This is a genomic window from Micromonospora sp. NPDC002717, from assembly GCF_040295705.1.
In the GTDB taxonomy this organism is placed as follows: Bacteria; Actinomycetota; Actinomycetes; order Mycobacteriales; family Micromonosporaceae; genus Micromonospora.
The window spans coordinates 43,585-67,883 of record NZ_JBEOVW010000009.1; the positions used below are offsets into that span (position 1 = coordinate 43,585).

General features: G+C 75.5%; 24 protein-coding genes and 1 pseudogene. 15 read left to right on the forward strand and 10 right to left on the reverse strand.

The annotated features are described in order from the left end of the window. Positions 1-5: 5 nt before the first annotated feature. Entirely contained in the window at positions 6-791 is a 786-nt protein-coding gene (locus ABT006_RS15475; protein ID WP_350706792.1) for a hypothetical protein, read from the reverse strand. A 221-nt stretch (positions 792-1,012) separates the two neighbouring features. On the opposite strand from ABT006_RS15475, the gene ABT006_RS15480 reads away from it, so the two are divergent. From ABT006_RS15480 to ABT006_RS15500, 5 genes and pseudogenes are all read left to right on the forward strand, one after another. Continuing rightward, positions 1,013-1,417, forward strand: coding sequence for a helix-turn-helix domain-containing protein (locus ABT006_RS15480; protein ID WP_350706794.1), 405 nt, complete (start codon positions 1,013-1,015; stop codon positions 1,415-1,417). 35 nt (positions 1,418-1,452) lie between these two features. Next, a complete protein-coding gene (locus ABT006_RS15485; RefSeq protein WP_350706796.1) occupies positions 1,453-1,872 on the forward strand; it encodes a VOC family protein in 420 nt (139 codons plus the stop codon). A gap of 16 nt (positions 1,873-1,888) precedes the next feature. Further along, positions 1,889-2,005: pseudogene (locus ABT006_RS35115) on the forward strand (histidine phosphatase family protein); the annotation flags it as partial. A 201-nt stretch (positions 2,006-2,206) separates the two neighbouring features. Then, positions 2,207-3,058, forward strand: a complete 852-nt coding sequence (locus ABT006_RS15495; RefSeq protein WP_502890987.1) for an enoyl-CoA hydratase/isomerase family protein — start codon at positions 2,207-2,209, stop codon at positions 3,056-3,058. Positions 3,059-3,148: 90 nt separating this feature from the next. Further along, positions 3,149-4,933, forward strand: a complete 1,785-nt coding sequence (locus tag ABT006_RS15500; protein ID WP_350706798.1) for a serine/threonine-protein kinase — start codon at positions 3,149-3,151, stop codon at positions 4,931-4,933. 96 nt (positions 4,934-5,029) lie between these two features. Here ABT006_RS15500 and ABT006_RS15505 read toward each other — a convergent pair whose 3' ends face one another. From ABT006_RS15505 to ABT006_RS15520, 4 genes are all read right to left on the reverse strand, one after another. Beyond that, on the reverse strand, positions 5,030-5,473 hold the full coding sequence (locus ABT006_RS15505) for an HNH endonuclease (protein WP_350706799.1): 444 nt from the start codon (positions 5,471-5,473) through the stop codon (positions 5,030-5,032). Positions 5,474-5,731: 258 nt separating this feature from the next. Further along, complete coding sequence (locus ABT006_RS15510; protein WP_350706801.1) at positions 5,732-6,898, reverse strand: hypothetical protein; 1,167 nt, start codon at positions 6,896-6,898, stop codon at positions 5,732-5,734. 141 nt (positions 6,899-7,039) lie between these two features. Next, positions 7,040-8,572 (reverse strand): FAD-dependent oxidoreductase, encoded by a 1,533-nt coding sequence (locus ABT006_RS15515; RefSeq protein WP_350706803.1) that lies wholly within the window; start codon positions 8,570-8,572, stop codon positions 7,040-7,042. 125 nt (positions 8,573-8,697) lie between these two features. Then, positions 8,698-9,186 (reverse strand): MSMEG_6728 family protein, encoded by a 489-nt coding sequence (locus ABT006_RS15520; protein WP_350706805.1) that lies wholly within the window; start codon positions 9,184-9,186, stop codon positions 8,698-8,700. A gap of 121 nt (positions 9,187-9,307) precedes the next feature. Between ABT006_RS15520 and ABT006_RS15525 the strand changes: the two genes are divergently transcribed. Beyond that, positions 9,308-11,089, forward strand: coding sequence for a potassium channel family protein (locus ABT006_RS15525; RefSeq protein WP_502890967.1), 1,782 nt, complete (start codon positions 9,308-9,310; stop codon positions 11,087-11,089). 40 nt (positions 11,090-11,129) lie between these two features. On the opposite strand, the gene ABT006_RS15530 is transcribed toward ABT006_RS15525, so the two are convergent. Together ABT006_RS15530 and ABT006_RS15535 are read right to left on the reverse strand one after the other, a co-directional pair. After that, a complete protein-coding gene (locus tag ABT006_RS15530) occupies positions 11,130-12,368 on the reverse strand; it encodes an APC family permease (RefSeq protein WP_350706809.1) in 1,239 nt (412 codons plus the stop codon). 10 nt (positions 12,369-12,378) lie between these two features. Then, positions 12,379-13,146, reverse strand: a complete 768-nt coding sequence (locus ABT006_RS15535; RefSeq protein WP_350706811.1) for a phosphatase PAP2 family protein — start codon at positions 13,144-13,146, stop codon at positions 12,379-12,381. Between the two features lie 113 nt (positions 13,147-13,259). Between ABT006_RS15535 and ABT006_RS15540 the strand changes: the two genes are divergently transcribed. Continuing rightward, a complete protein-coding gene (locus ABT006_RS15540) occupies positions 13,260-14,471 on the forward strand; it encodes a DUF4032 domain-containing protein (RefSeq protein WP_350706813.1) in 1,212 nt (403 codons plus the stop codon). Positions 14,472-14,511: 40 nt separating this feature from the next. Here ABT006_RS15540 and nagA read toward each other — a convergent pair whose 3' ends face one another. From nagA to ABT006_RS15555, 3 genes are read right to left on the reverse strand one after another with little or no spacing between them, the layout of a single operon-like run. Then, entirely contained in the window at positions 14,512-15,621 is a 1,110-nt protein-coding gene (gene nagA, locus ABT006_RS15545) for an N-acetylglucosamine-6-phosphate deacetylase (RefSeq protein WP_350706815.1), read from the reverse strand. Next, positions 15,621-16,541, reverse strand: a complete 921-nt coding sequence (locus ABT006_RS15550; RefSeq protein ID WP_350706817.1) for an ROK family protein — start codon at positions 16,539-16,541, stop codon at positions 15,621-15,623. The genes nagA and ABT006_RS15550 overlap by 1 nt, the downstream gene beginning before the upstream one ends. After that, positions 16,538-17,467, reverse strand: a complete 930-nt coding sequence (locus ABT006_RS15555; protein ID WP_350706819.1) for an SIS domain-containing protein — start codon at positions 17,465-17,467, stop codon at positions 16,538-16,540. The genes ABT006_RS15550 and ABT006_RS15555 overlap by 4 nt, the downstream gene beginning before the upstream one ends. A 195-nt stretch (positions 17,468-17,662) precedes the next feature. Between ABT006_RS15555 and ABT006_RS15560 the strand changes: the two genes are divergently transcribed. The 8 genes from ABT006_RS15560 (at position 17,663) to ABT006_RS15595 (ending at position 24,289) form a co-directional block, all read left to right on the forward strand. Further along, positions 17,663-18,448, forward strand: a complete 786-nt coding sequence (locus tag ABT006_RS15560; protein ID WP_350706821.1) for a DeoR/GlpR family DNA-binding transcription regulator — start codon at positions 17,663-17,665, stop codon at positions 18,446-18,448. Between the two features lie 151 nt (positions 18,449-18,599). Then, positions 18,600-19,610, forward strand: a complete 1,011-nt coding sequence (locus tag ABT006_RS15565; RefSeq protein ID WP_350706823.1) for an ATP-binding cassette domain-containing protein — start codon at positions 18,600-18,602, stop codon at positions 19,608-19,610. Further along, a complete protein-coding gene (locus ABT006_RS15570) occupies positions 19,607-20,623 on the forward strand; it encodes an ABC transporter permease subunit (RefSeq protein WP_350706824.1) in 1,017 nt (338 codons plus the stop codon). The genes ABT006_RS15565 and ABT006_RS15570 overlap by 4 nt, the downstream gene beginning before the upstream one ends. A 339-nt stretch (positions 20,624-20,962) precedes the next feature. Next, entirely contained in the window at positions 20,963-21,421 is a 459-nt protein-coding gene (locus ABT006_RS15575; protein WP_350706826.1) for a DUF3263 domain-containing protein, read from the forward strand. A gap of 191 nt (positions 21,422-21,612) precedes the next feature. Further along, positions 21,613-22,344 carry a hypothetical protein gene (locus ABT006_RS15580; protein ID WP_350706828.1) on the forward strand — a complete coding sequence of 244 codons (732 nt, stop codon included), beginning with the start codon at positions 21,613-21,615 and terminating at the stop codon, positions 22,342-22,344. After that, the gene (locus ABT006_RS15585; RefSeq protein WP_350706830.1) at positions 22,341-22,736 is read left to right on the forward strand and encodes a phage holin family protein; all 396 of its coding nucleotides are present in this window, start codon (positions 22,341-22,343) and stop codon (positions 22,734-22,736) included. Before ABT006_RS15580 ends, ABT006_RS15585 begins: the two co-directional genes overlap by 4 nt. 22 nt (positions 22,737-22,758) lie before the next feature. After that, positions 22,759-23,421, forward strand: coding sequence for a DUF3618 domain-containing protein (locus tag ABT006_RS15590; RefSeq protein WP_350706832.1), 663 nt, complete (start codon positions 22,759-22,761; stop codon positions 23,419-23,421). Next, entirely contained in the window at positions 23,390-24,289 is a 900-nt protein-coding gene (locus ABT006_RS15595; RefSeq protein WP_350706834.1) for a hypothetical protein, read from the forward strand. The genes ABT006_RS15590 and ABT006_RS15595 overlap by 32 nt, the downstream gene beginning before the upstream one ends. Positions 24,290-24,299: the final 10 nt, after the last annotated feature.

Consider the following 24,299-nt stretch of genomic DNA (forward strand, 5'->3'; position numbering starts at 1 on the left):
GGTCGTCAGCTCCACCTCAGCCTGGCGAGTTCCCGCTCGAACTCGGCGAGGGTGAAGGAGGCACCTTCGGCGGGGGCCAGCCGTAGGGAGTAGGTCGCGTCCCCGGCCTCCCACCACACCGTCCACGAGCGTCCCGGGGCGCCGGTGACGACGCCTCGATGCGGGCCGACGCGGACGGTCGCCACCGGCGCAGGGCGTGCCACGTCGGTGGTGTGGTGCGCGGCCACGAGCAGCGTCGCACCGCCGGGGCCGTTGTAGCCCTGACACCAGCCCTCGTCGCAGCGCGTCGAGAAGGGGCTCCACCGCTTGTCCGAGGGCAGGTCCGGCACATGGCGCTCGAAGTAGGTCGGCGGCGGCAGCGGGCCGGCCGCGTCGCGGAGCACCCGGTCGCCGAGCGGCTCCGCCAGGGACACGACGAGCGGAACCCGGGCGTCGCTGGTGGTGCAGTCGGCGGCGGGCACGATCCGGGCCTCGACCGCGACGACCACCTGGGCGTCGTCCCACGCGGTGATCGTCGCCCGCGGCTGCACGAGCTCCCTGCACCGGGCGTCGCCGGGGCCGACGTGGACGGTGACCGTGGTGTCGTCGCGGCCGACCACCGCCGCCGACCACGGCACCCGGGACGACCCGTCGGGCGACGCCGCCGCCTCGGCCGTGGGCCCGGGTGCTGCCTCGCCGGTGGCGCGGTGCCGGAGGAGGAGACCGCCGACGAGCGCCAGTGCGATGACGGCTGTCGCCGCCGTGAGGGTGATCCGTCGGGTGCGCTCGTCGCGCCCGTCCCTGGTCGTCATGGCCGCCCTCGTCGTCCGGTGGGAGAGCGGATCGTACGCCGACACCGTCGCTCCCGCCGTCCCGTCGTGCGGGCGCGCTCGGGCGGCGGGCCTGTCTCCGTGCCGTGGCTCCCTCCGCGACGGCCCCCGCTCCACGTCCGTCGATTCCGCGCCCGCCGCGGGCGCCGTCCGCCGGGCCGGCACGGTCGGGCCACCCGGTGACCAGCGCCTATGCTGGGCCGGTGAGCAGGGCGGCGGAGGAGTCGAACCGGGCCATGCTGCGCGCCCGGGACGCCATGGACCGCGCGTACGACCAGCCGCTGGACATCCCGGCGCTGGCCCGCATCGCGTACGTCTCCGAGGCGCACTTCATCCGCACCTTCCGGGCCACCTTCGGCGAGACCCCGCACCGGTACCTCCAGCGGCGGCGGGTGGAGCGGGCGATGTACCTGCTCCTGCACTCCGACCGGGACGTCACCGACATCTGCTACGCGGTCGGCTTCTCCAGCCTGGGCACGTTCAGCCGCACGTTCCGCCAGATCGTCGGGGAACCGCCGTCGGAGTACCGCAGGCGCAGGGCCCCGGTCGCCGCGGTCGTGCCGAGCTGCTTCACCAAGGCGTGGACCCGACCCAGCAGTTTTGGATAAGCAGCAGGTCAGGGCCACCCCGTAGCGTTCCCGGCATGACGATGAACGCGATCAGCCGCTCCCAGATCTACGTCCTCGACCAGGACGAGGCCCTCGACTTCTATGTCGGCAAGCTCGGCATGGAGGTCAACACCGACGCCGACCTCGGCTTCATGCGTTGGCTGACGGTCAACATCCCCGGCGACCCGGAGCGCGAGATCCTGCTGGAGAAGCCCGGCCCGCCGGCCCTCGACCCGGCCACCGCCGAGCAGGTCCGCGAGCTGCTCACCAAGGGTGCGCTGGGCGGGACCCTCTTCATGACCACCGACGACGCCCACAAGACGTACGAGGACCTGGTCGCCAAGGGGGTCGACATCACCGACGAGCCGATGGAACGTTCGTACGGGATCGACTTCGGCATCCGCGACCCGTTCGGCAACAAGATCCGCATCGGCCAGATGTTCCCTCGGGGCTGACTGGCGACAGGCGACGTTGCTCGGTGAGCGGCTGCGCGGCGTGCCGCTCGACGCGATCCACCACGGCCCGCTGCGGCGCGCCGCCGAGGCCGCCGGACTGGTCGCGGCGGCGCTGCCCGGGATCCCGGTGCGCGCCGCCGAGGAGGTCGGCGACCACCTGCCGCACGACACCGACCCGGCCGGTCTGCCGGCCGCATACGCCCGACTGCTGGCCGGCTTCTCCCCGGCCGAGCGGGCCGACGGGCCGCGGCTGACGGCGGCGGCCGTGCGGCGGTCCGCCACCGCGCCGGCGGACCTGCCACCCCGCGCGGACGGTCGCCGGGCTCCCGCCGTTATGGTCGCCGCACCGGCGCCGCCGACCAGGGCGGCCGGCGTCGCGGCGAGCCGGCGGCACGGCCGGGGCGAAGGGGTGGTGACGGTGGCGGACGCGGAACTCCTCGTCGAGGTGACCGGGGCGGTGGCCACGGTGGTGATCCACAACCCGGCGCGGCGCAACGCGATGACGGCCGGGATGTGGCGGCGGCTGCCGGGGCTGCTCGACGAGTTGGAGGCCGACGCGGGCGTCCGGGTCCTGGTACTCACCGGCGCCGAGGGCACCTTCTGCGCGGGCGCGGACCTGGCCGAGCTGGACGACCTGCTCGACGACGGCGACCTCGACACGGTGGTGGCCGCCGAGGAACGGCTGGCCGCCTTCGCCAAGCCGACCGTCGCCGCCGTCCGGGGCGCCTGCGTGGGCGGCGGCTGCCAGCTCGCGGTCGCCTGCGACCTGCGGATCGCCGCCACCGACGCGCGGTTCGGCGTGCCACCGGCGCGGCTGGGCCTGGTGTACCCGGCGCCCACCACCCGCCGGCTGGCCCGGCTGGTCGGCCCGGCCGCGGCCAAGCACCTGCTCTTCACCGCCGAGCTGATCGACGCCGAGCGCGCGCTGCGGATCGGGCTGGTTGACGAGGTGCTGCCGGTCGACCGGCTCGCCGCCCGGGTGGACGAGGTCACCGCCGCCGTGGTCGCCCGGTCGCAGCTCACCGTGGCGGCTGCCAAGGAGATCATCGACGGCCGGGCGGACGAGGACCGGGTCGCCTGGTGGCACGGGCAGGTGCGGGCCAGTGGCGAGGCCCGCGAGGGCGTCGCGGCCGTCCACGAGCGCCGCCCGCCCCGCTTCGGCTGGACGCCGCCGGCCCGGCACTGACCGCCGCCGACCCCGCCCGACCGGGCCGCGCGCCGGACACGGTCCGCACATGGGTGGTGCCGGGCGGTGCGGTGGGGCAGGCTGTCCGCTGTGCAGCGTGATCAGTTGCTCGCGGGCCGCTACCGGCTGGGCGGGCGTCTCGGCAGGGGCGGCATGTCCGAGGTCTACCGGGCGCACGACGAGGTGCTGGAACGCGACGTCGCGGTGAAGGTGCTCGTGGCGGCGGACCCGTCGGCCCGACGGCGGATCCAGGCCGAGGCGAAGGCGGCGGCCAGGCTCTCGCACCCGAACGTCACCGCCGTCCACGACTACGGCGAGTCCCTCCTCTTCGACCGGTACGCGCCCTTCGTGGTCATGGAACTGCTCTCCGGCCGTACGCTCGCGCAGCGGCTCGCCGCCGGGCCACTGCCGCCCCGGGACGCCCTGCGGGTCTGCGCGGAGGTCGCCGCCGCTCTCGGCGCCGCCCACGCCGAGGGGCTGGTGCACCGCGACGTCAAGCCCGAGAACGTCGTGCTGACCCCGACGGGGGCGAAGGTGGTCGACTTCGGGATCGCCGCCGTCGCCGGCACGCCCGAGATCGACTTCGAGGGACGGCTGCTCGGCACCCCGGCCTACCTGGCCCCCGAGCGGCTCGCCGCCGGCGAGGTGCTGCCCGCCTCCGACGTCTACGCGCTCGGCCTGCTCGTGCACCAGGCGCTCGCCGGCCGGCTGCCGTGGCACAGCGAGACGCAGACCGGGATGCTGCGCGCCCACGCGTACGCCGAGCCGGGCCCGCTGCCGGAGGTCGACGGCGTGCCCCCGGAGGTCGGCCGGCTGTACCGGCGGTGCCTGGCCAAGGACCCGGGCGACCGACCCTCGGCCGTCGAGGCGGCGCGCGTCCTCGCCGGGGCGCTCGCCCGGATGCCGCTTTCGGAGGCGGGGCACGCGGAGGTGCCGGCGGGCCGCCGCGACGTGCCGACGGGGCACGCGGACGTGCGGGTGGGACGCGCGGAGGTGCCGGCGGCGCACCGGGGCGTGCCGGTGGAATACCGGGGCGTGCCGGCGGGGCCGATAGCAGCGCCGGCGGTGGGGCTTGGCGGCGGGCGTGACCCCGCCGAGGCGGCGCCAGCCGGGACCGCGCCCGTCGCCGGGGGCGGCGTCGGCCCGGGGCGCCGGGGCTGGCGGTCGAGGCGGGGCTCGTGGGTGCTGGTGGCGGTGGGCGCGGTGGTGGTCGGTGTGGTGGTGGCCGGGGCGCTCGGCGACCCCTCCGTCCAGTGGTCCGGCCCGCCCGACGAGCCCCGCACCGGCATCGGCACCGGCACGCGGGGCTCCACCGGGGTCGCCCTGCCGGTCACCGCCGACGCGCCGAAGCGGACGGGCGCCCCCGACGCGGGGCCGCCAGCCGGGTCGGCGACCGCCGGGCGGTCCAGTCCCGGACCGGTCGCACCCACCGGAGCCAGCCCGACCGCCCCGGCGCCGACCGGCGGCGTCGAGCCGTCCCCCACGCCTGGCCGGCCGTCCGGGGTGGACGTGAACTCGCGCGGCGGGGTGGTGAGAGTCCGCTGCGACGGAAAGCTGGTCGAGGTGGTCGACGTGATCCCGGCCGCCGGCCACCACCCCGAGGAGTACGCGCCGGGCCCGGCGCGGGAGGTGCGGGTCGAGCTGGTCGCCGCCGACCGCCGTAGTGTGATCACCGTGCGCTGCGCCAACGGCCGCCCGGTGCCCCGGGTCAAGGAGTCCCGGGTCAAGGAGTCCCGGGTCAGGGAGTCCCGGGTCAGGGAGTCCGGGGTCAGGGAGCCCGGGGTCAGGGAGTCCCGGGCCAGGGGATCCGGGGTCAGGGGATTCGGGGCCAGGGAGTCCTGGGCCAGAGAGTCCCGGGTCAGGGAGTTCCGGTAGCCGGGGCGGCGGGGCCGCGCCCCGGGGACCGGCCGGCGGGCGCCGCGCCAGGGGTCGTACCCCCGACGCGGCCCCCCGTTCCCGCCGGCCGGTCCGTCACCGCCCGGCCAGCGCCGCCCAGCTCGGGGTCGCCGGCTCGCGCCGCAGCGGCATGCCCGCCTCGGCCGGCGTCCGGTCGCCCTTGCGCTGGTTGCAGTCGTAGCAGGCGGCGGTCGTGTTCCGCCACGTGTTCCGGCCGCCGCGCGAGCGGGGCAGGATGTGGTCGATGGTGCCGGCCGACCCGCCGCAGTACGCGCAGCACCGCCCGTCCCGGCGCAGCACCCCGGCCCGCGACCACGCCGGCCCGGCGCTGAACCGCCAGCGGGTCACCACGTAGCGGACGAGGCGGACCACCCGGGGGACCGGGAAGACCCCGATCACCCGGTCCGGTTCGGCCTCGTGGATCTCGGCGACCCGACGACAGAGCATCCGGATCGCGTGCTGGACGGTGACCCGGTGCAGCGGGCCGAGGTCGGCGTTGACGACGAGGACGGCGTCCACCGGTGTCTCCCTTCGTGGCGGTGACGATCTGGACGGGCCGGACAGCGAAAGAGCCGCCCGGTCCGGGGTGCGGACGGGCGGCTCGACGGCGTGCGGGCACGCGTCAGTCGGGCCGGCCGCCCTCGGGGCCTTCGGCTCGGCAACCGCCGCCGCTCGCCGACGACGCCTGGCGCGCCGGGCCGGGCAGCCACGACGGCACACAGGTGACGTGCGACATCGACATGGACGGCTCCCGCGGCGGTGGTTGACCTTGCGGGATCACGGTAGGTCGGCGGGCGAGAGACGGGCAACGGATTTCGATCGAGCGGCCGTCTCGTCGGGGCGGCGCTGCCGGCGGGCCCGGCCGGCGGCCCGCGCGGCGGCCAGCGGCCGGTCGATCCGCAGCGCCATCCGTACCGTCAGCTCGCTCTCCAGCAGCGGCCGGTTGACCTCCCCGGCGACCGCGAGCGCCGGCCCGGAGACCGTGCGCCAGATCGCGGCCGTCCCCGCGCCCAGCCCGAGCAGGGCCACGGCGGCCCGGGTCGCCGGCGAGCCGGCCGCCGCGAGCGCGCTCACCCCCACCACGGCGAACAGCACCACGAGCAGCGGTACGAGCACCGGCCAGAAGATCCCCCGGGCGGCCTGCAGCACCAGCCGCCGGTCCCGGATGATCAGGTTCCGGGCGACGACCGCGTAGTCCTCCTCGTCCAGCAGGTCCCTCGGGTGCAGGCCGCCGGTGAGCACGCCCCGCCACAGGTCGCCCTGGTTGCGCAGCTCGCGGGCCAGGTCCGGCAGCCCCGCCTCGGTCGGGTCGCCGACGCCCGCCCGGGTGACCGCCGACGCCCACGCCGACAGTGACCGGCGGACCACCGCGGCCGAGTACGGCGGCAGCACGGTGGCCAGCTCGTCCAGCCAGCGGCTGAGCTGGATCTGCCGGCCACCGAAGCGCCCTGCCACCTGGTCGGCGTCGCCGTGCCGCACCGTGTCGGCGAGTGAGCGTCCCAGCCGGTACGCCAGCCCGACCCGGTGGTTGGTGGCCATCGTCCAGCGCAGCACGTCCACGTTGAGGTCGTCGAGGGCGAGCAGCAGGTCCTCCCCGGCCCCGCCCGTCATCCGGTCCCTCGCCCCGGCCGTGGACGGGGCGGGGGCGTCGCGCCGGGTCAGCTCGGCGATCTGGCCGAGCGCCACCTCCACCCCGTCCAGGTACATCTGCATGCGTCGCCGCCCCGACATCTCGGTCAGGTTGGACAGCTTCGCCGGCGCGCCCGCCGGGCGGTCGTCGGCGTCGAGCAGCTCGACGGTCTGGGCGTGGTGGTACGCGTCCGCCATCCACCACCCGAGCCGCAGGGCGGTCACGATGCAGGCCCGCTCGTCCCGGATCAGCGGGTACGCGTCGTCCCGCGGTACGTCGGCGACGAGCGGGCCGTCGTCCCCGCGCGGCGGCATTCCCGCTGACCTCCCGGCTCACCCCAGACGATCAGCCTAGGCGAGGCGAGCGACCTGTTTGCCCGTTTTCGTCACCCTCGCCGCCCGCCGCCCGCGTGCCCGCCACCCGGTACCCGCCACCCGTGGCCGTCGCCGTGGTCGTCACCGTCTCCGGGCGAGCAGGCCCCGGGGCCGGATCGAGCGGACCGGCTCGGCCGCGCCGCCCTCGGCCCGCAGGACGTGGTTGGCCGCCACGATCCCCGTCGCCGCCGCGCGTTCCATCAGCGCGCTCGGGAAGTCGGTCCGGATGCCGTCGCCGGCCAGGTAGAGCCCGTCGGCGTCGGTGCGCACCCCCGGCCGCCACGCGTGGCTGCCCGGGGTGAACGCCGGCGCCTGCGCCGCCACCCGGGCGCGCACCTCCCGGACCCGCAGCCCGGCCACCTCCGGCCAGAGCGCGGTCAGCTCGGCCCGCATCCGCTCGGCCAGCTCCGTCGCGGGCACGCCCGGCTCGCAGGCGTACGCGTGCAGCTCCAGCACCGAGCCGCCGGTGCGGGCCGCCCAGCGGCGGGGTTCGTCCTCCAGCCGGTGGTAGAGGGTCACCGAGTCCAGGGTCGGCTGCCGGGACACCCCGCTGAACACCGCCCGCCCGGCGGCCACGTCCCCGTCGCACCAGTAGCGCGCCACCGCGTACGGCGGACCGGGCCGGCCGAACGCGGGCATCCGCTCCACCAGCGTGGGCGCGTGGTCGACCAGGCCGGGCGAGGCGGCGACCAGCGCGGCCAGGGCGGGCGGGTCGACGGCGAGCACCACGTGCCGGGCGGTGTACGACGCGCCGTCGGCGGTGGCCACCCGCCACCCGGGGCCGTCGCGGGTCAGCGCGGTGGCGGGGGTCCCGGTGCGCACCCGGCCGCCGTGCCTCTCCACGTGCCGGGCCAGCGGCTCCCAGATCGCCGTCGCGTAGTCCTCGTCGGGGCAGTCGAACGCCAGCCCCTCGGGATTGCCCAGCAGGTAGAAGTGGAACTGCGCGATCATCTCCGCCGCCGACATCTCCGCCTCGTGGTTGAAGAACGAGTGGGAGAAGACCTCGAAGAGCATCGCGCGGGCCCGGTCCGGCAGCCGCAGCGAGCTGAGCAGCTCGTCGGCCGTGGTGTCGTCGAACTCGGCGTAGGTGCGCACCGGGTCGTAGGTGAGCAGCGGCAGCGCCGCGTCCCGGTCCATGCCGCGCAGGTCGCCCAGGCGCAGGCTCGGGCTGCGCAGCAGCAGGGCCAGCAGGTTCGCCGGAGGAGCGGGCGGCAACCGGCCGAACTCCTCGGCCGGCCAGCGGGCGCTCAGGACCGGGTAGCCGGGGACCGGCCGGAGGAAGCCGAGCCCCGGGTCGGCGCGGCGCAGGATCGACCGCCAGTTGTAGTACTGCCGGAAGAACGCGTGGAAGCCGTGCTCGTTGGTCTGTCGCGTGCCGTCGGCCAGCGTCTCCCGCCAGGCCCCGAGCCGGCCGCCGAGGGTCGGCGCGGCCTCCAGCACGGTCACCGCCACGCCGCGTTCGGCCAGCACCACCGCCGCCGACATGCCGGCGACCCCGCCGCCGACCACCACCACCTCGACCGGGCGCGGCACGCGGGGGGCGCCACCGCCGCCCGGGTCCACCTCGTGCCGGCGTACGCCGAGGAGCCGACCGACCACTTGCGACAGCGCCATGTGCACCCTCCCGCCCCGGGGGACCCTCCAGTCTGCCCCGTTCGGGCGGGGGGAACGGTCCCTTTCCTGCTCCGCGGGCGTCTGACGAGGTGCCCTTCCCTTCGCCCGTGGCGGGAGACAGCGCCTCACTGCGGCGGGAGGCAGCGCCGTTCGCGGTCGGAGGCCGGCCAGACGTACTCCAGGTCGGGCGGGACGTCGTCGCCGAAGATCGGGCCGTAGTGCCCGGGGTCCTTGCGCAGCAGCGACGAGCGGTGGCTCAGGTGCAGGTCGTCGCGGCCCAGCCAAGGCGGCAGCTCGCCGGCCTCGGCCAGCTCCGCCTGGGTACGGACGCGGGTCAGCCCGCAGGCGGCGGCGAGGTCGGTGGTCATCGTGGTCGCGCAGGTGTCGGCCCGGCCCGGCTCGCACCAGACCGCGCACACGTCCAGCCCGTACCGGGTGAGGGCCTCCTCGTATCCGGCCCACATCTTCACCGCCGGGTGGTTGCGCCAGCCGTACGTGGGGCGGGTCAGCCCGCGCAGCACCTGGATGGTCTCCACGCGCTGCTTGCCCAGCCGCTTCTGGTCCAGCGTCCGGGCGCTGGCCAGGAAGTCCGGGTACGGCAGGAACGTCTGCATGCCGCTGGTCTACCCGCCGAGGGGCTGCGGAATCTGTCCGACGCGGCGGGACATGCCCGACGACCAGCATTCATGATCGCGGGGCTGCGCGGGGCGCGACCGGCTGACTACGATGCGGCGCATGGCGGAGCCCCTGCTGGATCGTGCGCGGCGGGCGGGGCGTCGGCTCCGGGTCAACGGGGACGCGCGGGCGCACTACGTGGTCTGCGGGCGGGACGCCCTCGCCTACTGGGTGGTGCGCGCGCTGCTCGCGACCGAGTTGCAGGCGACGGGCCGCGTCCGGATCACCCTGGTGGTGCCGGAACGACCGCGCTCCGACGAGCCGGACGGGCGGGACCTCCAGGGCGTCGAGGTGGTCCGGGCCGACCGGCTGGACGAGGTCACCTTCCAGCGGGCCGGGCTGGCCGGCGCCGACGGGCTGGCCCTGCTGCACCAGGACGACGTCGGCAACATGCACGCCGCGCTCTGCGCCCAGGAGGTCGAGCCCCGGCTGCGGCTGGTGGTGCGAATGTTCAACACCGGGCTCGCCAACGGGGTGCGGCAGATCTTCCCCGACTCCGCGGTGCTCTCCGACGCGTCGATGGCCGCCCCCGCCTTCGTGGCCGCCGCGCTCGGCGAGGTCGCCCCGACCCACTTCCGGCACGGCGGGCGCACCCTCTACGTGGCCCGCCGCGACGACGTACGCCCGGGCGACGTGGTCTGCGGGGTGGCCGACACCCACGACCCGCAGCAGGTCCGGGTGCTGCCCGCCGAGGAGTCCGCCGCGGACGTGGTGCTCGCCGAGGCGACCGGGGCGCCGCCCGGCACCGAGCTGGCCGCGCGCCGGCTGGTGCGGGCCCGGCGGCGTCGCCGCCCGCTGACCGTGCTGCTCCGCGCGGTACGCAGCTTCGCCACCCGCAAGATCGGCATCGCGGTGATCACGCTGCTGGCGGTGATCGGCGTGCTCGGCTGGCTCAACGGCAGCGCCACGCACGCCAACTGGGCCGACTCGCTCTACCTCACGCTCGTGACGGCCCTGAGCGGGCAGGACCCGGATCCGAACAAGCCGGTCGCCCAGCAGGTCATGCAGGTGGTGCTCAACCTCGCCGGGCTGGCGCTGATCCCGCTGATCACCGCCGTGGTGGTGGACGGGATCGTCAACGCCCGGCTGGCGTTGCACTCCGGCCGGATCCAGCCGGAGCGGTCCCGGCACGTGGTCGTGGTCGGGCTGGGCAACGTCGGCACCCGGGTGATGGCCCAGCTCTGCGACTTCGGCGTCGAGGTGGTGGCGATCGACAAGGTGCCCCTTCCACGCGGTGCGGCGCTGGCCCGCCGGCTCGGCGTGCCGCTGATCGTGGGCGACGCCGCGCTGGAGGAGACCCTCCAGGCGGCGTCCGTGGGCACCTGCCAGGCGCTGGTGGTGGTCTCCACCGACGACGAGACGAACCTCCAGGCGGCGCTGAACGGCCGGGCGGTCAACCCCGAACTCCAGGTGGTGCTGCGCCTCTTCGACGGCCACTTCGCCGAGCGCGTCCAGCAGGCGTTCGGCATCGGCGTCTCGCGCAGCGTGTCGTACCTCGCCGCGCCGTCGTTCGCCGCCGCGCTGCTGGACCGCGCGGTGATCGCCACCATCCCCGTCGGCCGGCACGCGCTGCTGGTCACCGAGGTCTCCGTCGCCGCCGGATCGTCGCTGGACGGGCGGCCCCTCGCCGCGGTCGGGCGGGCCGAGAGCGTACGCCTGCTCGCGCACGCCCGGGCCGGTCAGCGCCTCGACTGGGCGCCCGACCCGCGCCTGGTGATCGTCGCGGGGGACCGGCTGACGGTGGTGGCCCGCCGGGCCGGCCTGAACGCCCTGCTCCGCGAGGCGGCGCCACCCCCGCCGGAGGATCCCGCCGCGCCGGCGCCCCGGCAGCCGGAGGAGTGACCGTCCGTTCCGACGGTCCGGCGTTCCGGGGCTCGGCGGGTCAGGCTCGGCGGGGGCGCAGGGCGTACCAGGCGGCGCCGACGGCGAGCACGGCGAAGCCGGCGAGGACGCTGGACAGCGGCAGGTTGACGGCGAGCAGCAGGCAGCCGGCCAGCCCCAGTACGGCGAGCGCCCGCACCGGGAGCCGCCGCCCCGGGTCGCGGCCCAGGGTCAGCGCGGTCGCGTTGGTGATCGCGTAGTAGACCAGCACGGTGCAACTGGAGAAGCCGATGGCGTCCCGGACGTCGCCGAGCGCCACGACCAGCACCACCACGGCGGCGACGGCCAGTTCGGCGCGGTGCGGCACCCGGTGTACCGGGTGGACGGCGGCGAGGACCCCGGGCAGGTCGCGGCGGCGGGCCATCGCCAGCGCGGTGCGCCCGACCCCGGCGAGGAGGGAGAGCAGCACCCCGGTCACCGCCACGGTCGCCCCGGCCCGGACCAGCCAGGCGAGGCCGGGCAGCCCGGCGGCCGTCACCACGTCGGCCAGGGGCGCGGCGGACGCGGCCAGCCGATCGGCCCCGAGCACGCCGACGGCGACCACCGCCAGCACCAGGTAGATCGCCAGCACCACGCCCAGCGCCAGCGGCACCGCCCGGGGGATGGTCCGCTCCGGGTCGCGTACCTCCTCGCCGAGGGTGGCGACCCGCGCGTACCCGGCGAAGGCGAAGAAGAGCAGCCCGGCGGCGGTGAGCACGCCCCGCCCGGAAGTGTCGAGGTCGCCGAGCCGGGCCAGCGAGACGTCGCCGCCGACCGCCCCGGCCACCGCGACCAGGGCCAACACCGCCAGCACCACGCCGGCCAGCACCTTCGTCGCGGTCGCGGTCTTGCCGATGCCGCGCAGGTTCACGGCGGTCACCGCCAGCACCGCGCCGACGGCGACGAGCCGGGCCTGCCCCGGCCAGAGGTACGCCCCGATGGTCAGCGCCATCGCCGCGCAGCTCGCCGTCTTGCCGACCACGAAGCCCCAGCCGGCCAGGAAACCCGCGAACGGGCCGAGCCGTTCCCGGCCGTACACGTAGGTGCCGCCGGACTCGGGGTGGCGGGCCGCGAGCCGGGCCGAGCTGGTCGCGTTGCAGAAGGCGACGAAGCCGGCCAGCACCAGCGCCGCCAGCAGGCCCGCCCCGCCGGCCGCCGCCGCGGCGGGCGCGAAGACCACGAAGACGCCCGCGCCGAGCATCGAGCCCAGGCCGATGACCACCGCATCGGGTACGCCCAGCCGGCGCGCCAGTTGATCCACAGCGGGCACCCTAGGGGGTCGAGATGAACGGCCGGTCCCAGTCGCGCGGCGCTCCGGGCAACGGCAGGTCGTCCCAGGGCACCCGGTGCAGCACCCGGTCGAGGACGAGCCCGAGCAGCAGCCCGGCCACCGAGTCGGTCAGCCAGTGCCAGCCCAGGTAGGTGGTGGTGCACAGCACCACGACCGGCGGCACCACCCGGACCACGGTGACCAGCCGGGGCGGCACCGCCCGGCCGTAGGTGCGCAGCAGCGGGGCGAGCAGCAGCGCGATGACGCCGTACCAGAGGATCGCGTTCGCGACGTGGCCGGAGGGGTAGGACTGGGCGAACCGCAGCGGCAGTTCGTCCTGGAACAGCGGGAGGGTCTGCTCGGGCGGAAGGAATGGATCCTTGACGCTCGCGCTGGGGGCGGGCCGGGCGGTCCACACCTTGAGCGGGCCGATCGTGAGATAGCTGAGGACGAAGGCGAGCACCGGCGGCAGCACCGGGCGCAACGATCTCAGCCGGACCGCGAGGAGCACCCCGAGACCGAGTGCGATCAGCGTCAACGGGGTGCCCTGACCGAGGTAGTTGAGGACCACCGCCGTCACGCGGGCGGCGGTGGGCCGGTGCGCCTCCGACCAGTCGGCGACCGCGCGGTCGATCCCGAAGAACCGTTCGGCGGTGAGCGCCACGGTCAGCCCGACCAGGGCGGCGAGCAGGAGCGCGTCGAACCACCAGCCGGCCGGCCGGACCGGCCTCAGCCGTGCTCTGGGCCGTACCGTCGTGGTCTCCCGCACCCGGACCACGCTACCGGCCCGGCGCGGACGGCCGGCCGGCGCGGGCCGGGGGCGGCTGTGTGCCGAGCCACGAAGGGAGGCGCTCGGCCCGGGCGACCGTCAGACTTGTGGCCGTGCGGATCACCTCGGCCCTCGTCGACCCGGCGCTGCTCGACCTCCCTTGGTCGACTCCGCTGGAGCAGTGGCCTGCGCAGCACCTGGTGGCGCTGCCCCAGGGCATCTCCCGGCACATCGTCCGGTTCGTCCGGCTCGGCGGCTACGTCTACGCCGTCAAGGAGACCGGCGAGCGGGTCGCCGAGCGCGAGTACGACCTGCTGCGCGCCCTGGAGCGGATCGACTTCCCGTCGGTGGAGGCGGTCGCGATCGTCGCCGACCGGCAGACCGACGACGGCGAGCCGCTCGACCCGGTGCTGATCACCCGGCACCTGCAGTTCTCGCTGCCCTACCGGGCGCTCTTCTCGCACACCCTGCGCCCGGAGACGATGGGGCGGCTGCTCGACGCGCTGGCGGCCCTGATCGTGCGGATGCACCTCACCGGCTTCTTCTGGGGCGACTGCTCGCTGTCGAACACCCTGTTCCGCCGGGACGCCGGCGCGTTCGCCGCCTACCTGGTGGACGCGGAGACCGGGGCGCTGCACCACTCGCTCTCCAACGGCCAGCGCGGCGAGGACCTGGAGATCGCCCGGGTCAACATCTTCGGCGAGGCGCTCGACCTCCAGGCCGCCGGGCTGCTGCACGAATCGATCGACCCCGAGGTGGTCTGCGAGGAGGTCGTGCAGCGCTACGAGCGGCTGTGGCACGAGATCACCTACGAGCAGCAGGTCGAGCGGGAGGCCCGGCACGACATCGAGGGGCGGATCCGCCGCCTCAACGAGCTGGGCTTCGACGTCGCCGAGGTGGCCATGTCGACCATCGACAACGGGCGCTACCTGGTCCGGCCGAAGGTGGTCGACGCCGGGTACCACACCCGGCGGCTGCTCCGCCTGACCGGCCTGGACGCCGAGGAGAACCAGGCCCGGCGGCTGCTCAACGACCTGGACGCCTACCGGGCCGAGAGCGACCTCACCGACGAGCAGCAGGCCGCGCACCGCTGGCTGACCGAGGTCTTCGAGCCGGTGGTCCGGGCGGTCCCGGCGCACCTGCGCCGCAAGCTGGAGCCGCAGGAACTCTTCGCCCAGATCATCGAGCACAAGTGGCTGCTCTCGGAGCAGGCCGGCCGGGACGTCGGCATGGCCCCGGCCGTGCACTCGTACCTCTCCGACGTGCTCGTGCACCGTCCCGACGAGCAGGCCGTGCTCGGCGTCGAGGTCCCCACCGCCGGCTGACCCGCCGGCGGAACCGGACGTGGCCGTCGGGCGCCGGCCGTCACTCCACCCAGGAGCCGCCGCGCATCACCCGGACCACGTTCAGGTCGTCGTCGAGCACCACCAGGTCGGCCCGGAGCCCGACCTGGAGCGCACCCAGCCGGTCGCCGAGCCCGATCGCGCGGGCCGGCGTGGTGGCCGCCATCCGCACGGCGTCCGCGATCGGGATGCCGGCCGCCACCGCGTGCCGCAGCGCCTCGTCCATGGTCAGGGTGCTGCCGGCGATCGCGCCGTCGCGGGCCAGCCGGGCCACCCCGCCCGCCACCGTGACGGCCTGGCCGCCCAGCTCGTAGTCGCCGTCGGGCATGCCGGCGGCGGCCATGGCGTCGGTGATCAGGGCGGCCCGCTCCGGGCCCGCCGTCGAGGTGGCGAAGGTCAGCATCCCGTCGTGCAGGTGGACGCCGTCGGCGACCAGCTCGCAGACCACGTTCGGGGCGTCGAGCAGGGCCACCACCGGGCCGGGCTCGCGGTGGTGCACCGGCCGCATCCCGTTGAACAGGTGGGTGCCGACGCTCGCGCCCGCCGCGACGGCGGCGCGGGTCTCGTCGTACGTGGCGTCGGTGTGGCCGACCGCGGCGACCACCCGGTGCGCGACGAGCAGCTTGACCGCCTCCAGCGCGCCGTCCCGCTCGGGGGCGAGGGTGACCATCCGGACGGCGCCGTCGCCCAGCTCGATCAGCTCGGCCAGCTCGTCCGTGGACGGGTCGCGGAGGAACTCGGGGTTCTGCGCGCCGCAGCGGGCCGAGGAGAGGTACGGCCCCTCGAAGTGGATGCCGGCCAGCACCCCCTCGGCGACCAGCGGCGCGAAGGCCGCGGTGGCCGCGCGCATCAGCTCGAACGGCGAGCTGACCAGGCTGGCCAGCAGGGTCGTCGTGCCGTGCCGCAGGTGGAAGTCGGCGGCCTGCCGGGCCTGCTCGGCGTCGCCGGTGGTGAAGGTGTGCCCGCCGCCGCCGTGCGTGTGCATGTCGACGAAGCCGGGCACGATCCAGTGCCCGTCGCGCACGGACGGGTACTCGGCCACCGCCGTGATCCGGCCCCCGTCCAGCTCCACACAGCCCTGCCGGATCACGCCGGTCGGGGTCACCACCTTGCCGTTCACCCGCGTGGCCATCACTTCTCCAGACTGTCGAGGGCGAGCAGGGCGGCGCCGAGGCAGCCGGCCTCGTCGCCGAGGGCCGCCGCGACCAGGCGCGGCTCCCGGTGGAACGTCATCCGCTCGTGCAGCGCGGCCCGCAGCGGTTCGAGCAGCAGCGCGCCGGCCTGCGCCAGGCCGCCGCCGAGCACGACGGTCTCCACGTCGAAGAGAGCCTGGCCGGTGGCGAGGCCGTCGGCGAGCGCCTCGACGGCCTCCCGCCAGACGTCCGCCGCCAGCGGCTCGCCGGCCGCCGCCCGCTCGGCCACGTCGGCGGCGGTCGCCGGGACGCCGGCCAGGGCCGTGTAGCGCCGGCCGATCGCGGCCGCCGACGCCACCGCCTCCAGGCAGCCGGGACGGCCGCAGCCGCAGGTCGGCCCGCCGGCGCGTACCTGGACGTGGCCGATCTCCCCGGCGGCGCCGTGCGCGCCGGTGACGGCCGTGCCGTCGACCACGTGCGCCGCGGCGATCCCGGTGCCGATCGCGACGAAGAGGACGTGCGCGGAGTCGCGGCCGGCGCCGAGCCGCGCCTCGGCCAGGCCACCGGCGCGCACGTCGTGGCCGAGCGCCGTCGGCAGTCCGAGTCGAGCGCGTGCCAGGTCCCGCAGCGGTACGTCCCGGAAGCCCACGTTCGCGGACCAGACCGCGACCCCGCGCGCCTCGTCGATCACGCCGGGCACGGCGACGCCGAGCGCGACCGGGGTGAGCCCGTCGGCGCGGGCCTTGCCGGCCAGCCCCTCGGCGACCGCCAGGATGGTGTCGACCACGGCGTCCGGGCCGCGCCCGGCGTCGGTGGGGTGCCGCTCGGCGTGCAGCACGGCGCCGTCCGGCCGGACCAGGGCGCACTTCATCCCGGTGCCGCCGACGTCCAGCGCGACGACGACGTCGCCTGCGCTCATGCGAGGACCACGGACCGGCTCAGGTGCCGGGGCGCGTCGGGGTCGAGGCCCCGGCTGGTGGCGAGCGCGACGGCGAAGCGCTGCGCCAGGATCAGGTCGGCCATCGGGTCGACCGGCGTACGGCCGGCGGACCAGCTGCCGAGCACCGTGCGGCAGCCGTGGGTGCGGCTGTGCACGAACGCGGCGCCGGTCGCCGCCACGTCCTCGGGCAGCCCGTCGGGCAGCTCGCCGAACGCCCAGACCAGCCGGCCGGGAGCGGCGATCGAGATCGGGCCGTGCCGGTAGTCCATGGCCGGGTACGCCTCGGCCCAGAAGGTGGCCGCCTCGCGGCACTTCAGCGCCGCCTCCTGGGCCAGCCCGACCGTCCACCCCCGACCGAGGAAGGTGGCCTGCTCGATCCGGGTCGGCTCGATCGGCAGCGGGGCGCGCACCGCCACCTCCGCGTCGGCGGCGAGCGCGGTGATGTTGTCGCCGAGGTGGGCGCGGAGCAGGGCCAGCGCGGTGGTCGCGAAGCGGGTCTGCACCACGGAGCGCTCGTCGGCGAACGGCATCGGCACCGCCGCGTCGGCCAACGAGGCGGCGGGGGAGGCGGGGTCGCCGACCAGGACGGTCGTCGGCACCCGCCCGCGCAGCGCGGCGAGCAGCTCGGTGACCTCGGTGGTGGTGCCGGAGCGGGTGATCGCGACGAGCCGGTCGTAGCGCCGCCCGGCGGGGAACTCGGAGGCCTGGAAGGCGTCGGTCTCGCCCTGGCCGGCCTGCTCGCGGCGGGCGGCGTACGCCATCGCCATGAACCACGAGGTGCCGCAGCCCACGACGGCGACCCGCTCGCCCTGGCGGGGGAGGTGGTCGGCCGCGGTGGCGGCGACCCGCGCCGCCTCCCGCCAGCAGTCGGGCTGGCTCGCGATCTCCGCGTCGACGTACGACATGAGAACTCCTACGCAGGGGAGCGTTGCGCAATACGGCTCGTTAAAGCCGTCTTTCGCGCGTTATTCTGCGCGAACTCGGCTGGCCGTGGCAACCAGCCCCCGTCATCGAGCAGGACATGGTTTTGCGCCCTCGTAGTTTCGCGCACTACTGTGCACGCAATCAATCACCGACCGCGCAGTAACTGGAGGCCTGGGGTGGACCGGTACGCCAGATGGAACGCCCTGCTCGAAATGCTGACCGACAGCGGCCGGGTCAGCGTCGAGGAGGCCGCCGAGCGGCTGGACGTCTCCCAGGCCACCATCCGGCGTGACTTCGATCAGCTCGCCCAGCAGCAGATGATCACCCGGACCCGGGGTGGCGCGGTCGCCAACGGCGTCTCGTACGACCTGCCGCTGCGCTACAAGACCGCCAAGCACTCGGCCGAGAAGCAGCGGATCGGCGCGGCCGCGGCGGCGCTGGTCTCGCCGGGCACCGTGGTGGGCCTCAACGGCGGCACCACCAGCACCGAGGTCGCGCGGGCCCTCGCCGTGCGGCCCGACCTGAACACCAGCGCCGACGGCGCCCAGCTCACCGTGGTCACCAACGCGCTGAACATCGCGAACGAGCTGCTCGTCCGCTCCCGGATGAAGGTCGTGGTGGCCGGCGGCGTGGTCCGCCCCAAGTCGTTCGAGCTGGTCGGCCCGCTCGGCGGGGCGCTGCTGCGCGAGGTCACCCTCGACGTCGCCCTGCTCGGCGTCGACGCGATCGACCCCCAGCTCGGCGCCGCCGCCCACCACGAGGGTGAGGCGGCGATGAACAACCTGATGGTGGCCCGGGCCAAGCGGGTGGTGATCATCGCGGACTCGTCCAAGCTGGGCGGTCACGCCTTCGCCCGGATCTGCCCGGTGGACCGGGTGGAGACGCTGGTCACCGACTCCGGTGCCAACCCGGACGTGGTCGCGGCGTTCCGCGCCGCCGGCGTCACCGTCATCTGCGCCTGAGGGGGTCGGGAAGGGGTGCCTTCCTGACCCCTGTGCACGGAAAGGCCCCTCCTCTTCACCCGATCGGCGTGGCGATGCATACCGGGTATTGCACACCGCTGCATACCGCGTATGGTGTCGCGTGTCATACGCCCATCGGGGGAGGTGCAGCTTGCCAGCTGTCCTGGAGATCGAAGGTCTCCGCAAGACGTACAAGAGTCGTCGGCGCGGCACCCGCAACGCGCTCGACGGCTTCGACATGCGGGTCGAGGTGGGGCAGGTGCACGGCTTCCTCGGCCCCAACGGGTCGGGCAAGACCACCACGCTGCGTACGCTGCTCGGCCTGATCCGGCCCGACGGCGGCCGGATGGCCATCCTCGGCCACGAGGTGCCCGAGGCGCTGCCCGCCGTCGCGGGCCAGGTCGGCGCGATCGTGGAGAGCCCGCAGTTCTTCCCGCACTTCTCCGCGCGGGACACGCTGTCCCTGCTGGCCGGCGCGGGCGACGTGCCGCCGCAACGGATCGACGAGGTGCTGGAGCTGGTCGGGCTGCGTGACCGCGCCAGCGAGCGGGTCAAGACGTACTCGCTGGGCATGAAGCAGCGGCTCGCCGTCGCCTCGGCCCTGCTGAAGAACCCGAAGCTGTTGATCCTCGACGAGCCGGCCAACGGGCTGGACCCGGGCGGCATCCGGGAGATGCGCACGCTGATGCGCACCCTCGCCGAGTCGGGGATGACCGTGGTGCTGTCCAGCCACATCCTCGGCGAGATCCAGCTGATCTGCGACTCGGTCACCATCATCTCGCTGGGCCGGCGGGTGGCCTTCGGCCCGGTCGAGGAGGTGCTCGCCCAGCACTCGTCCGGCGCCGTCCGGGTACGGCTGGAGGCGGTCACCGACCTGCCGATCGCCGCCGAGGCGCTGGCCCGCGCCGGGATCCGGGTCGACGGTCAGCCCGACCACCTGATGCTCGCCGGCGTCGACAAGCCGGCCACCGTGACCCGGCTGCTCGCCGAGCAGGGCCTCTACGTCAGCGAGCTCGCACCGGTCGCCGCCGACCTGGAGAGCGTCTTCCTCGACCTGACCGCCACCGCGCCGGTACCCGGCCAGCACCGGCAGGTCGACCAGTCCACGAAGGTCGGCGGGGCGGGGCAACCCGGCGCCGCCGGAGGAGGGTGGGGCGCGTGAGCCTCTACCGTACGGAGCTGCGCCGGCTGGCCAAGCGGCGCTTCACCCGCTGGATGAGCCTGCTGGGCCTGCTGGTGCTCGTGGCCGTGGTGGTCGGGGTCTTCCTCACCAACGAGAAGATCGACGCCGCGGCGCTGGCGAAGGCCGAGCGCGCCGCCGAGCAGCAGTGGCAGCAGGACGTGGTCCGCAACGAGCAGTACCGCGCCGAGTGCGAGCAGGCGAAGGCCGCCGGGACGAGTCAGGCCGGCGGCTTCCCGGATGACTGCGCGATGATCCAGCCGCCGCCCCGGGAGGCGGTCGAGTCGCGGTGGTTCCTGCCCTCCACCTTCGACTTCCGGGAGAACTTCGGCTTCACGCTGCTGCCGCTCGCGGCGATCCTGGCGCTGGTCGGGTTCGTGGTCGGCGCCTCCTTCGTCGGGGCGGAGTGGAACACCGGCGGCATGATGAACCTGCTGCTGTGGCGGCCGAAGCGGCTGACCGTACTGCTGACCAAGCTGGCGGCGCTGCTCACCGGGCTGCTCGCCCTGGCGGTGCCGACGACGGCGCTCTGGTTCGGCAGCTTCTGGCTGGTCGCCACCTTCCGCGGCAGCACGGAGAAGATGACCTCCGGTGTCTGGCAGTCCTTCGCCCTCACCGGGCTGCGTGGGGTGGTGCTCGCCCTGATCACCGCGACGATCGGCTTCGCGCTCGCCTCGCTGGGACGGCACACCGCCATGGCGCTGGGCGGGGCGATCGGCCTGATGGTCGTCGGGCAGTTCGGCCTCGGCATCCTGCTGCAGATGGCCGGGGTGCAGTTCGCCGAGGCGTGGCTGCTGCCCACCTACGCGGCGGCGTGGATGCAGAAGAAGGTGACGCTGGAGGACTGGAACGCCTGCCAGGCCACCTACTTCGGCGAGTGCAAGCCGGAGACCCTGGACATCACCTGGCAGCACTCCTCGGTGTTGCTGGCGGTCGGGTTGACGGTGATCCTCGGCGCGGCGCTCTGGGCGATGCGCCGGAGGGACATCTCCTGATCCCGGCGGTGCGACCGGCGGCTCTCCCCGGCCCCCGGTCGCACCGCTCCGCGCGGGCCGTGACAAGGCGGGCGTCCGGCGGCCCCCGCCGTGCCTCCCGACGGGCCATCGATCGACCTGGTGACGATCGGCCCGCCGCCGCTGGTGGTGAACGTCGACGGTGAGCAGTCCGATCGCGGTGACGGGGAACGTGCGGTGGCCGGCGGACACGGGGCGAACCGGCCCGGTCACGTTGCGGCACTGTCGTCCGATGCGAACCGGGTCGGCCCTGGTTAGGCTGGGGTCCCCCCCCCCGGTCGGCGTCGTGGTGTGCCGCCGGCCTGCCCCATGAGGAGCGCCATGCAGCCCGCCGACGCCGCCCCGGCCGCCACCGAGCCGTCCACGGCGGACCGGGCGGACGCGACCGGCGAGGCGCGCGAGGCGGGCACCCTCGTCCCCCAGCCCCGGTCGGGCTCCGACCCCGGAGTTCCGGCCGTGCCGCAGCCCCGCACGGCGGCCGGGCCGGGCGCGGGTGCCGCCGGGACGCCGCCCGGCGAGACCGAGGCCCCGGCGGACGACCGGCCGGCCGGCGGGCTCACGGAGCGGGAGCGGGGCATCCTCGCCTTCGAGCAGCAGTGGTGGCGGCACGCCGGCGCCAAGGAACAGGCCATCCGGGACACCTTCGGCCTCTCCGCCACCCGCTACTACCAGTTGCTGAACGCGCTGCTGGACAACCCGGCCGCGCTGGCCGCCGAGCCGGTGCTGGTCGGCCGGCTGCGCCGGCTGCGCTCCTCCCGGGCCCGCAACCGCCGCCGCTGACCCCTGTCCCGCCGCGTGGCCGGTTCCGTCCGGGTCGGGCGTCCGGTCCGGTTTCCCCTCCTGCCCAAACCGGCGGGACGGAATGCCGACGAGCCGCGCGGGTAGGCGGCTGACGAACCCGCCGCGTCCCGCGGCTGGTTCACGTTCCGGGTCGTGACCCTGCGGCCCGGGGCCGACGGAGGGAGCGGGCGATGACGGGAATCAACCCGAGCCGGCCACCGGACGGTGCGACCGGCACCGGGCAGCAGGCCCGGCAGCAGGCATCCCGGGTCGGACACCACGCGGCCCAAGCCGGCGGGCAGGTCGCGCACGCCGCCGCGGAACAGGGCGGACAGGTCGTCTCCGAGGCCCGGCGGCAGGCGCGGAACCTGACCGGTGAGGCCGGTACGCAGTTGCGCGACCAGGCCCAGGCGCAGCAGCGGCGGGCCGCCGACGGGCTGCGCGGCATCGGGCGTGAACTCGGCTCGATGGCGGAGCGGAGCGAGGACTCCGGGATGGCCGCCCAGATGGTCCGCCGCGCGGCGGACGCCGCCCAGCAGGCGGCCGGCTGGCTCGACGAACGCGAGCCCGGGGCGGTGGTCGACGAGGTGCGGTCGTACGCGCGCCGGCACCCGGGGACCTTCCTGGCCGGCGCGGCCGTGGCCGGGGTGCTCGTCGGGCGGCTCACCCGGAACCTCACCGCCTCCGGCGACGGGGCGCGGGGCGCCGGCCAGCCGTCGACGCCGATGCCGGGCGCCGAGCCCGGGACCGGCGGGCCGCAGCCGTACGAGCGGGCGGTCGAGGCGCCGTACACGGCCGAGGAGGCGCACCCGCGTACCGAGGCGTACCCGCGCGAGGAGGCGTACACCGGGATGGCCCGGGTGCGTAACGCCTCGCCACCCGGCCGGCCGGGGCCGGACATCCCGGGCGGGGTGGCGCCGTGAGCGCCCCGGAGAAGGAGCGGACCCAGGCGTCGGTCGGCGACCTGCTCGGCGACGTGACCCGGGACGTCTCCACGCTGGTCCGCAAGGAGATCGAACTGGCCAAGGCCGAGCTGCGCGAGGAGGCGACCCGGGCGGGCAAGGCCGCCGGGATGTTCGGCGGCGCCGCACTGGCCGGCTTCCTGACGGTGCTGTTCGTGTCGTACGCGCTGTGGTGGGGACTGTCGAACCTGATGGACCAGGGGTGGGCCGCGCTCATCGTGGCCGTCATCTGGGCCGCGGTCGCCGGCGGCCTGCTCGCCAACGCGCGGACGAAGATGGCGCAGCTCCGCTCGGTGCTGCCCAGGACGAGACAGACCGCACGGGAGATGCCGAACGCGGTGCGAGGCCGGTGAACCAACCGGGAGGGAGCAGATCATGTCCAACGATCCGGACCGGATCCGGTGGGAGATCGAGAACACCCGGAACGAACTGAGCAGCGACGTCGACGCGCTGGCCGACAAGGTCAACCCGCGACGGGTCGCCGGTGATCGCGTCGGGCAGGCCCGTGGCGCGCTCACCCGGGCCAGGGAGAAGGTGATGGGCGTGCAGTCGGACGGGCACGGCGCCGGTCAGCGCATGTCGCACGCGACCGAGTCGGCGCGGGCGTTCGGGGAGCAGTCCCGCGAGCAGATGTCGCACGCCGCCATCTCGGTGCGGGACGACGCCCGTTCGCTGGGGCAGCAGTCCCGCCAGCAGGCGCAGGGCAACCCCCTCGCCGCCGGCCTGATCGCCTTCGGCGCCGGACTGCTGGTCTCGTCGCTGATTCCGCCCAGCCGGCCCGAACGGCAGTTGGCCGGGCAGGCCAGGGGCAAGGTGACGGAGCACTCCGGGCAGCTGCGCCAGCAGGCGAGCCAGGTCGGCCACCAGATGCGCGACAACCTGCGCGACAACATGCGCGGGCCGGCGCAGCGGGCGGCGCAGTCGGTGGGCTCCACGGCCGTCGGGGGCGTGTCGGCCGTACGGGAGCAGGGCCGGTCGGCCGCCCACCAGGTGCAGGGGCAGGCACATGCGGCCGCCGACGACCTCCGTCGCCGCTGAGGCGACCCGGGTGGTCGGGGCGGCGCGGACGATGCGGGTAAGCTCCGCGTCCGCGCCGCCACCCGGCCGGCCGGTCAACGAGGACCTGGTCTTCCGGTTCGGGCCGCTGGTCGGCGTGCTGGACGGCGCCACCGTGCCGGAGGGCTTCGACACCGGCTGCGTGCACGGGCCGGCCTGGTACGTCCGGCACCTCGCGGCCCGGCTCGGGCTGGCCGAGGCGATCCGCCCGACGGCGACGCTGATGAGCAACCTGGCGGCGGCGATCCTGGCCGTCCGGTCCGACCACGGCGACGAGTGCGACCTGGGCCATCCGGGCACCCCGTCGAGCACGGTCTGCCTACTGCGCGACGGCGGCGACCACCTCGACTACCTGGTGCTCTGCGACAGCCCGCTGGTGCTGGAGGCCGGCGGCCGGGTGAGCGTGGTCACCGACGACCGGCTGGACGCCGCGATGGCGGAGGTGCGGGCCACGGCGGCGGCGGTGCCGGCCGGCCCGGCCGACCGGGCCACCCGGCTCCGGCAGGCGGTCGCCGTGCAGCGGGAGCGGATGAACCGGACCCACGGCTACTGGGTGGCAGCCGCCGACCCGGACGCGGCGTTCCACGCGGTGACCGGGACGCTGCCGCTGCGCGGGCCGGGTGCCGTACGCCGGGCGGCGCTGCTCAGCGACGGCGCGTCGGCCGTGGTGGAGCAGTTCGGTCTCCTCGACTGGGCGGGACTGCTGGACGTGGTGAGCGCCGACGGCCCGGGCGCGCTGCTGGACCGGGTACGCGCGGCGGAGCGCGACCACCCGGACCGGCTGCGCCGGCACAAGCCGGCCGACGACGCCTCCGTGGTGCTCTGCGAGTTCGACACCGACGCCCCGTGACCCGCGGACG

Excerpts from the sequence above, each read along its gene's own strand:
- ABT006_RS15580 (WP_350706828.1), top strand. The coding sequence starts at position 21,613 with ATGACGGGAATCAACCCGAGCCGGCCACCGGACGGTGCGACCGGCACC.
- ABT006_RS15595 (WP_350706834.1), top strand. The coding sequence starts at position 23,390 with ATGCGGCCGCCGACGACCTCCGTCGCCGCTGAGGCGACCCGGGTGGTC.
- ABT006_RS15510 (WP_350706801.1), bottom strand. The coding sequence starts at position 6,898 with ATGCCGCCGCGCGGGGACGACGGCCCGCTCGTCGCCGACGTACCGCGG.
- ABT006_RS15485 (WP_350706796.1), top strand. The coding sequence starts at position 1,453 with ATGACGATGAACGCGATCAGCCGCTCCCAGATCTACGTCCTCGACCAG.
- nagA (WP_350706815.1), bottom strand. The coding sequence starts at position 15,621 with ATGGCCACGCGGGTGAACGGCAAGGTGGTGACCCCGACCGGCGTGATC.
- ABT006_RS15520 (WP_350706805.1), bottom strand. The coding sequence starts at position 9,186 with ATGCAGACGTTCCTGCCGTACCCGGACTTCCTGGCCAGCGCCCGGACG.
- ABT006_RS15495 (WP_502890987.1), top strand. The coding sequence starts at position 2,207 with ATGGTCGCCGCACCGGCGCCGCCGACCAGGGCGGCCGGCGTCGCGGCG.
- ABT006_RS15575 (WP_350706826.1), top strand. The coding sequence starts at position 20,963 with ATGCAGCCCGCCGACGCCGCCCCGGCCGCCACCGAGCCGTCCACGGCG.
- ABT006_RS15515 (WP_350706803.1), bottom strand. The coding sequence starts at position 8,572 with ATGGCGCTGTCGCAAGTGGTCGGTCGGCTCCTCGGCGTACGCCGGCAC.
- ABT006_RS15550 (WP_350706817.1), bottom strand. The coding sequence starts at position 16,541 with ATGAGCGCAGGCGACGTCGTCGTCGCGCTGGACGTCGGCGGCACCGGG.
- ABT006_RS15555 (WP_350706819.1), bottom strand. The coding sequence starts at position 17,467 with ATGTCGTACGTCGACGCGGAGATCGCGAGCCAGCCCGACTGCTGGCGG.
- ABT006_RS15525 (WP_502890967.1), top strand. The coding sequence starts at position 9,308 with ATGGCGGAGCCCCTGCTGGATCGTGCGCGGCGGGCGGGGCGTCGGCTC.
- ABT006_RS15475 (WP_350706792.1), bottom strand. The coding sequence starts at position 791 with ATGACGACCAGGGACGGGCGCGACGAGCGCACCCGACGGATCACCCTC.
- ABT006_RS15590 (WP_350706832.1), top strand. The coding sequence starts at position 22,759 with ATGTCCAACGATCCGGACCGGATCCGGTGGGAGATCGAGAACACCCGG.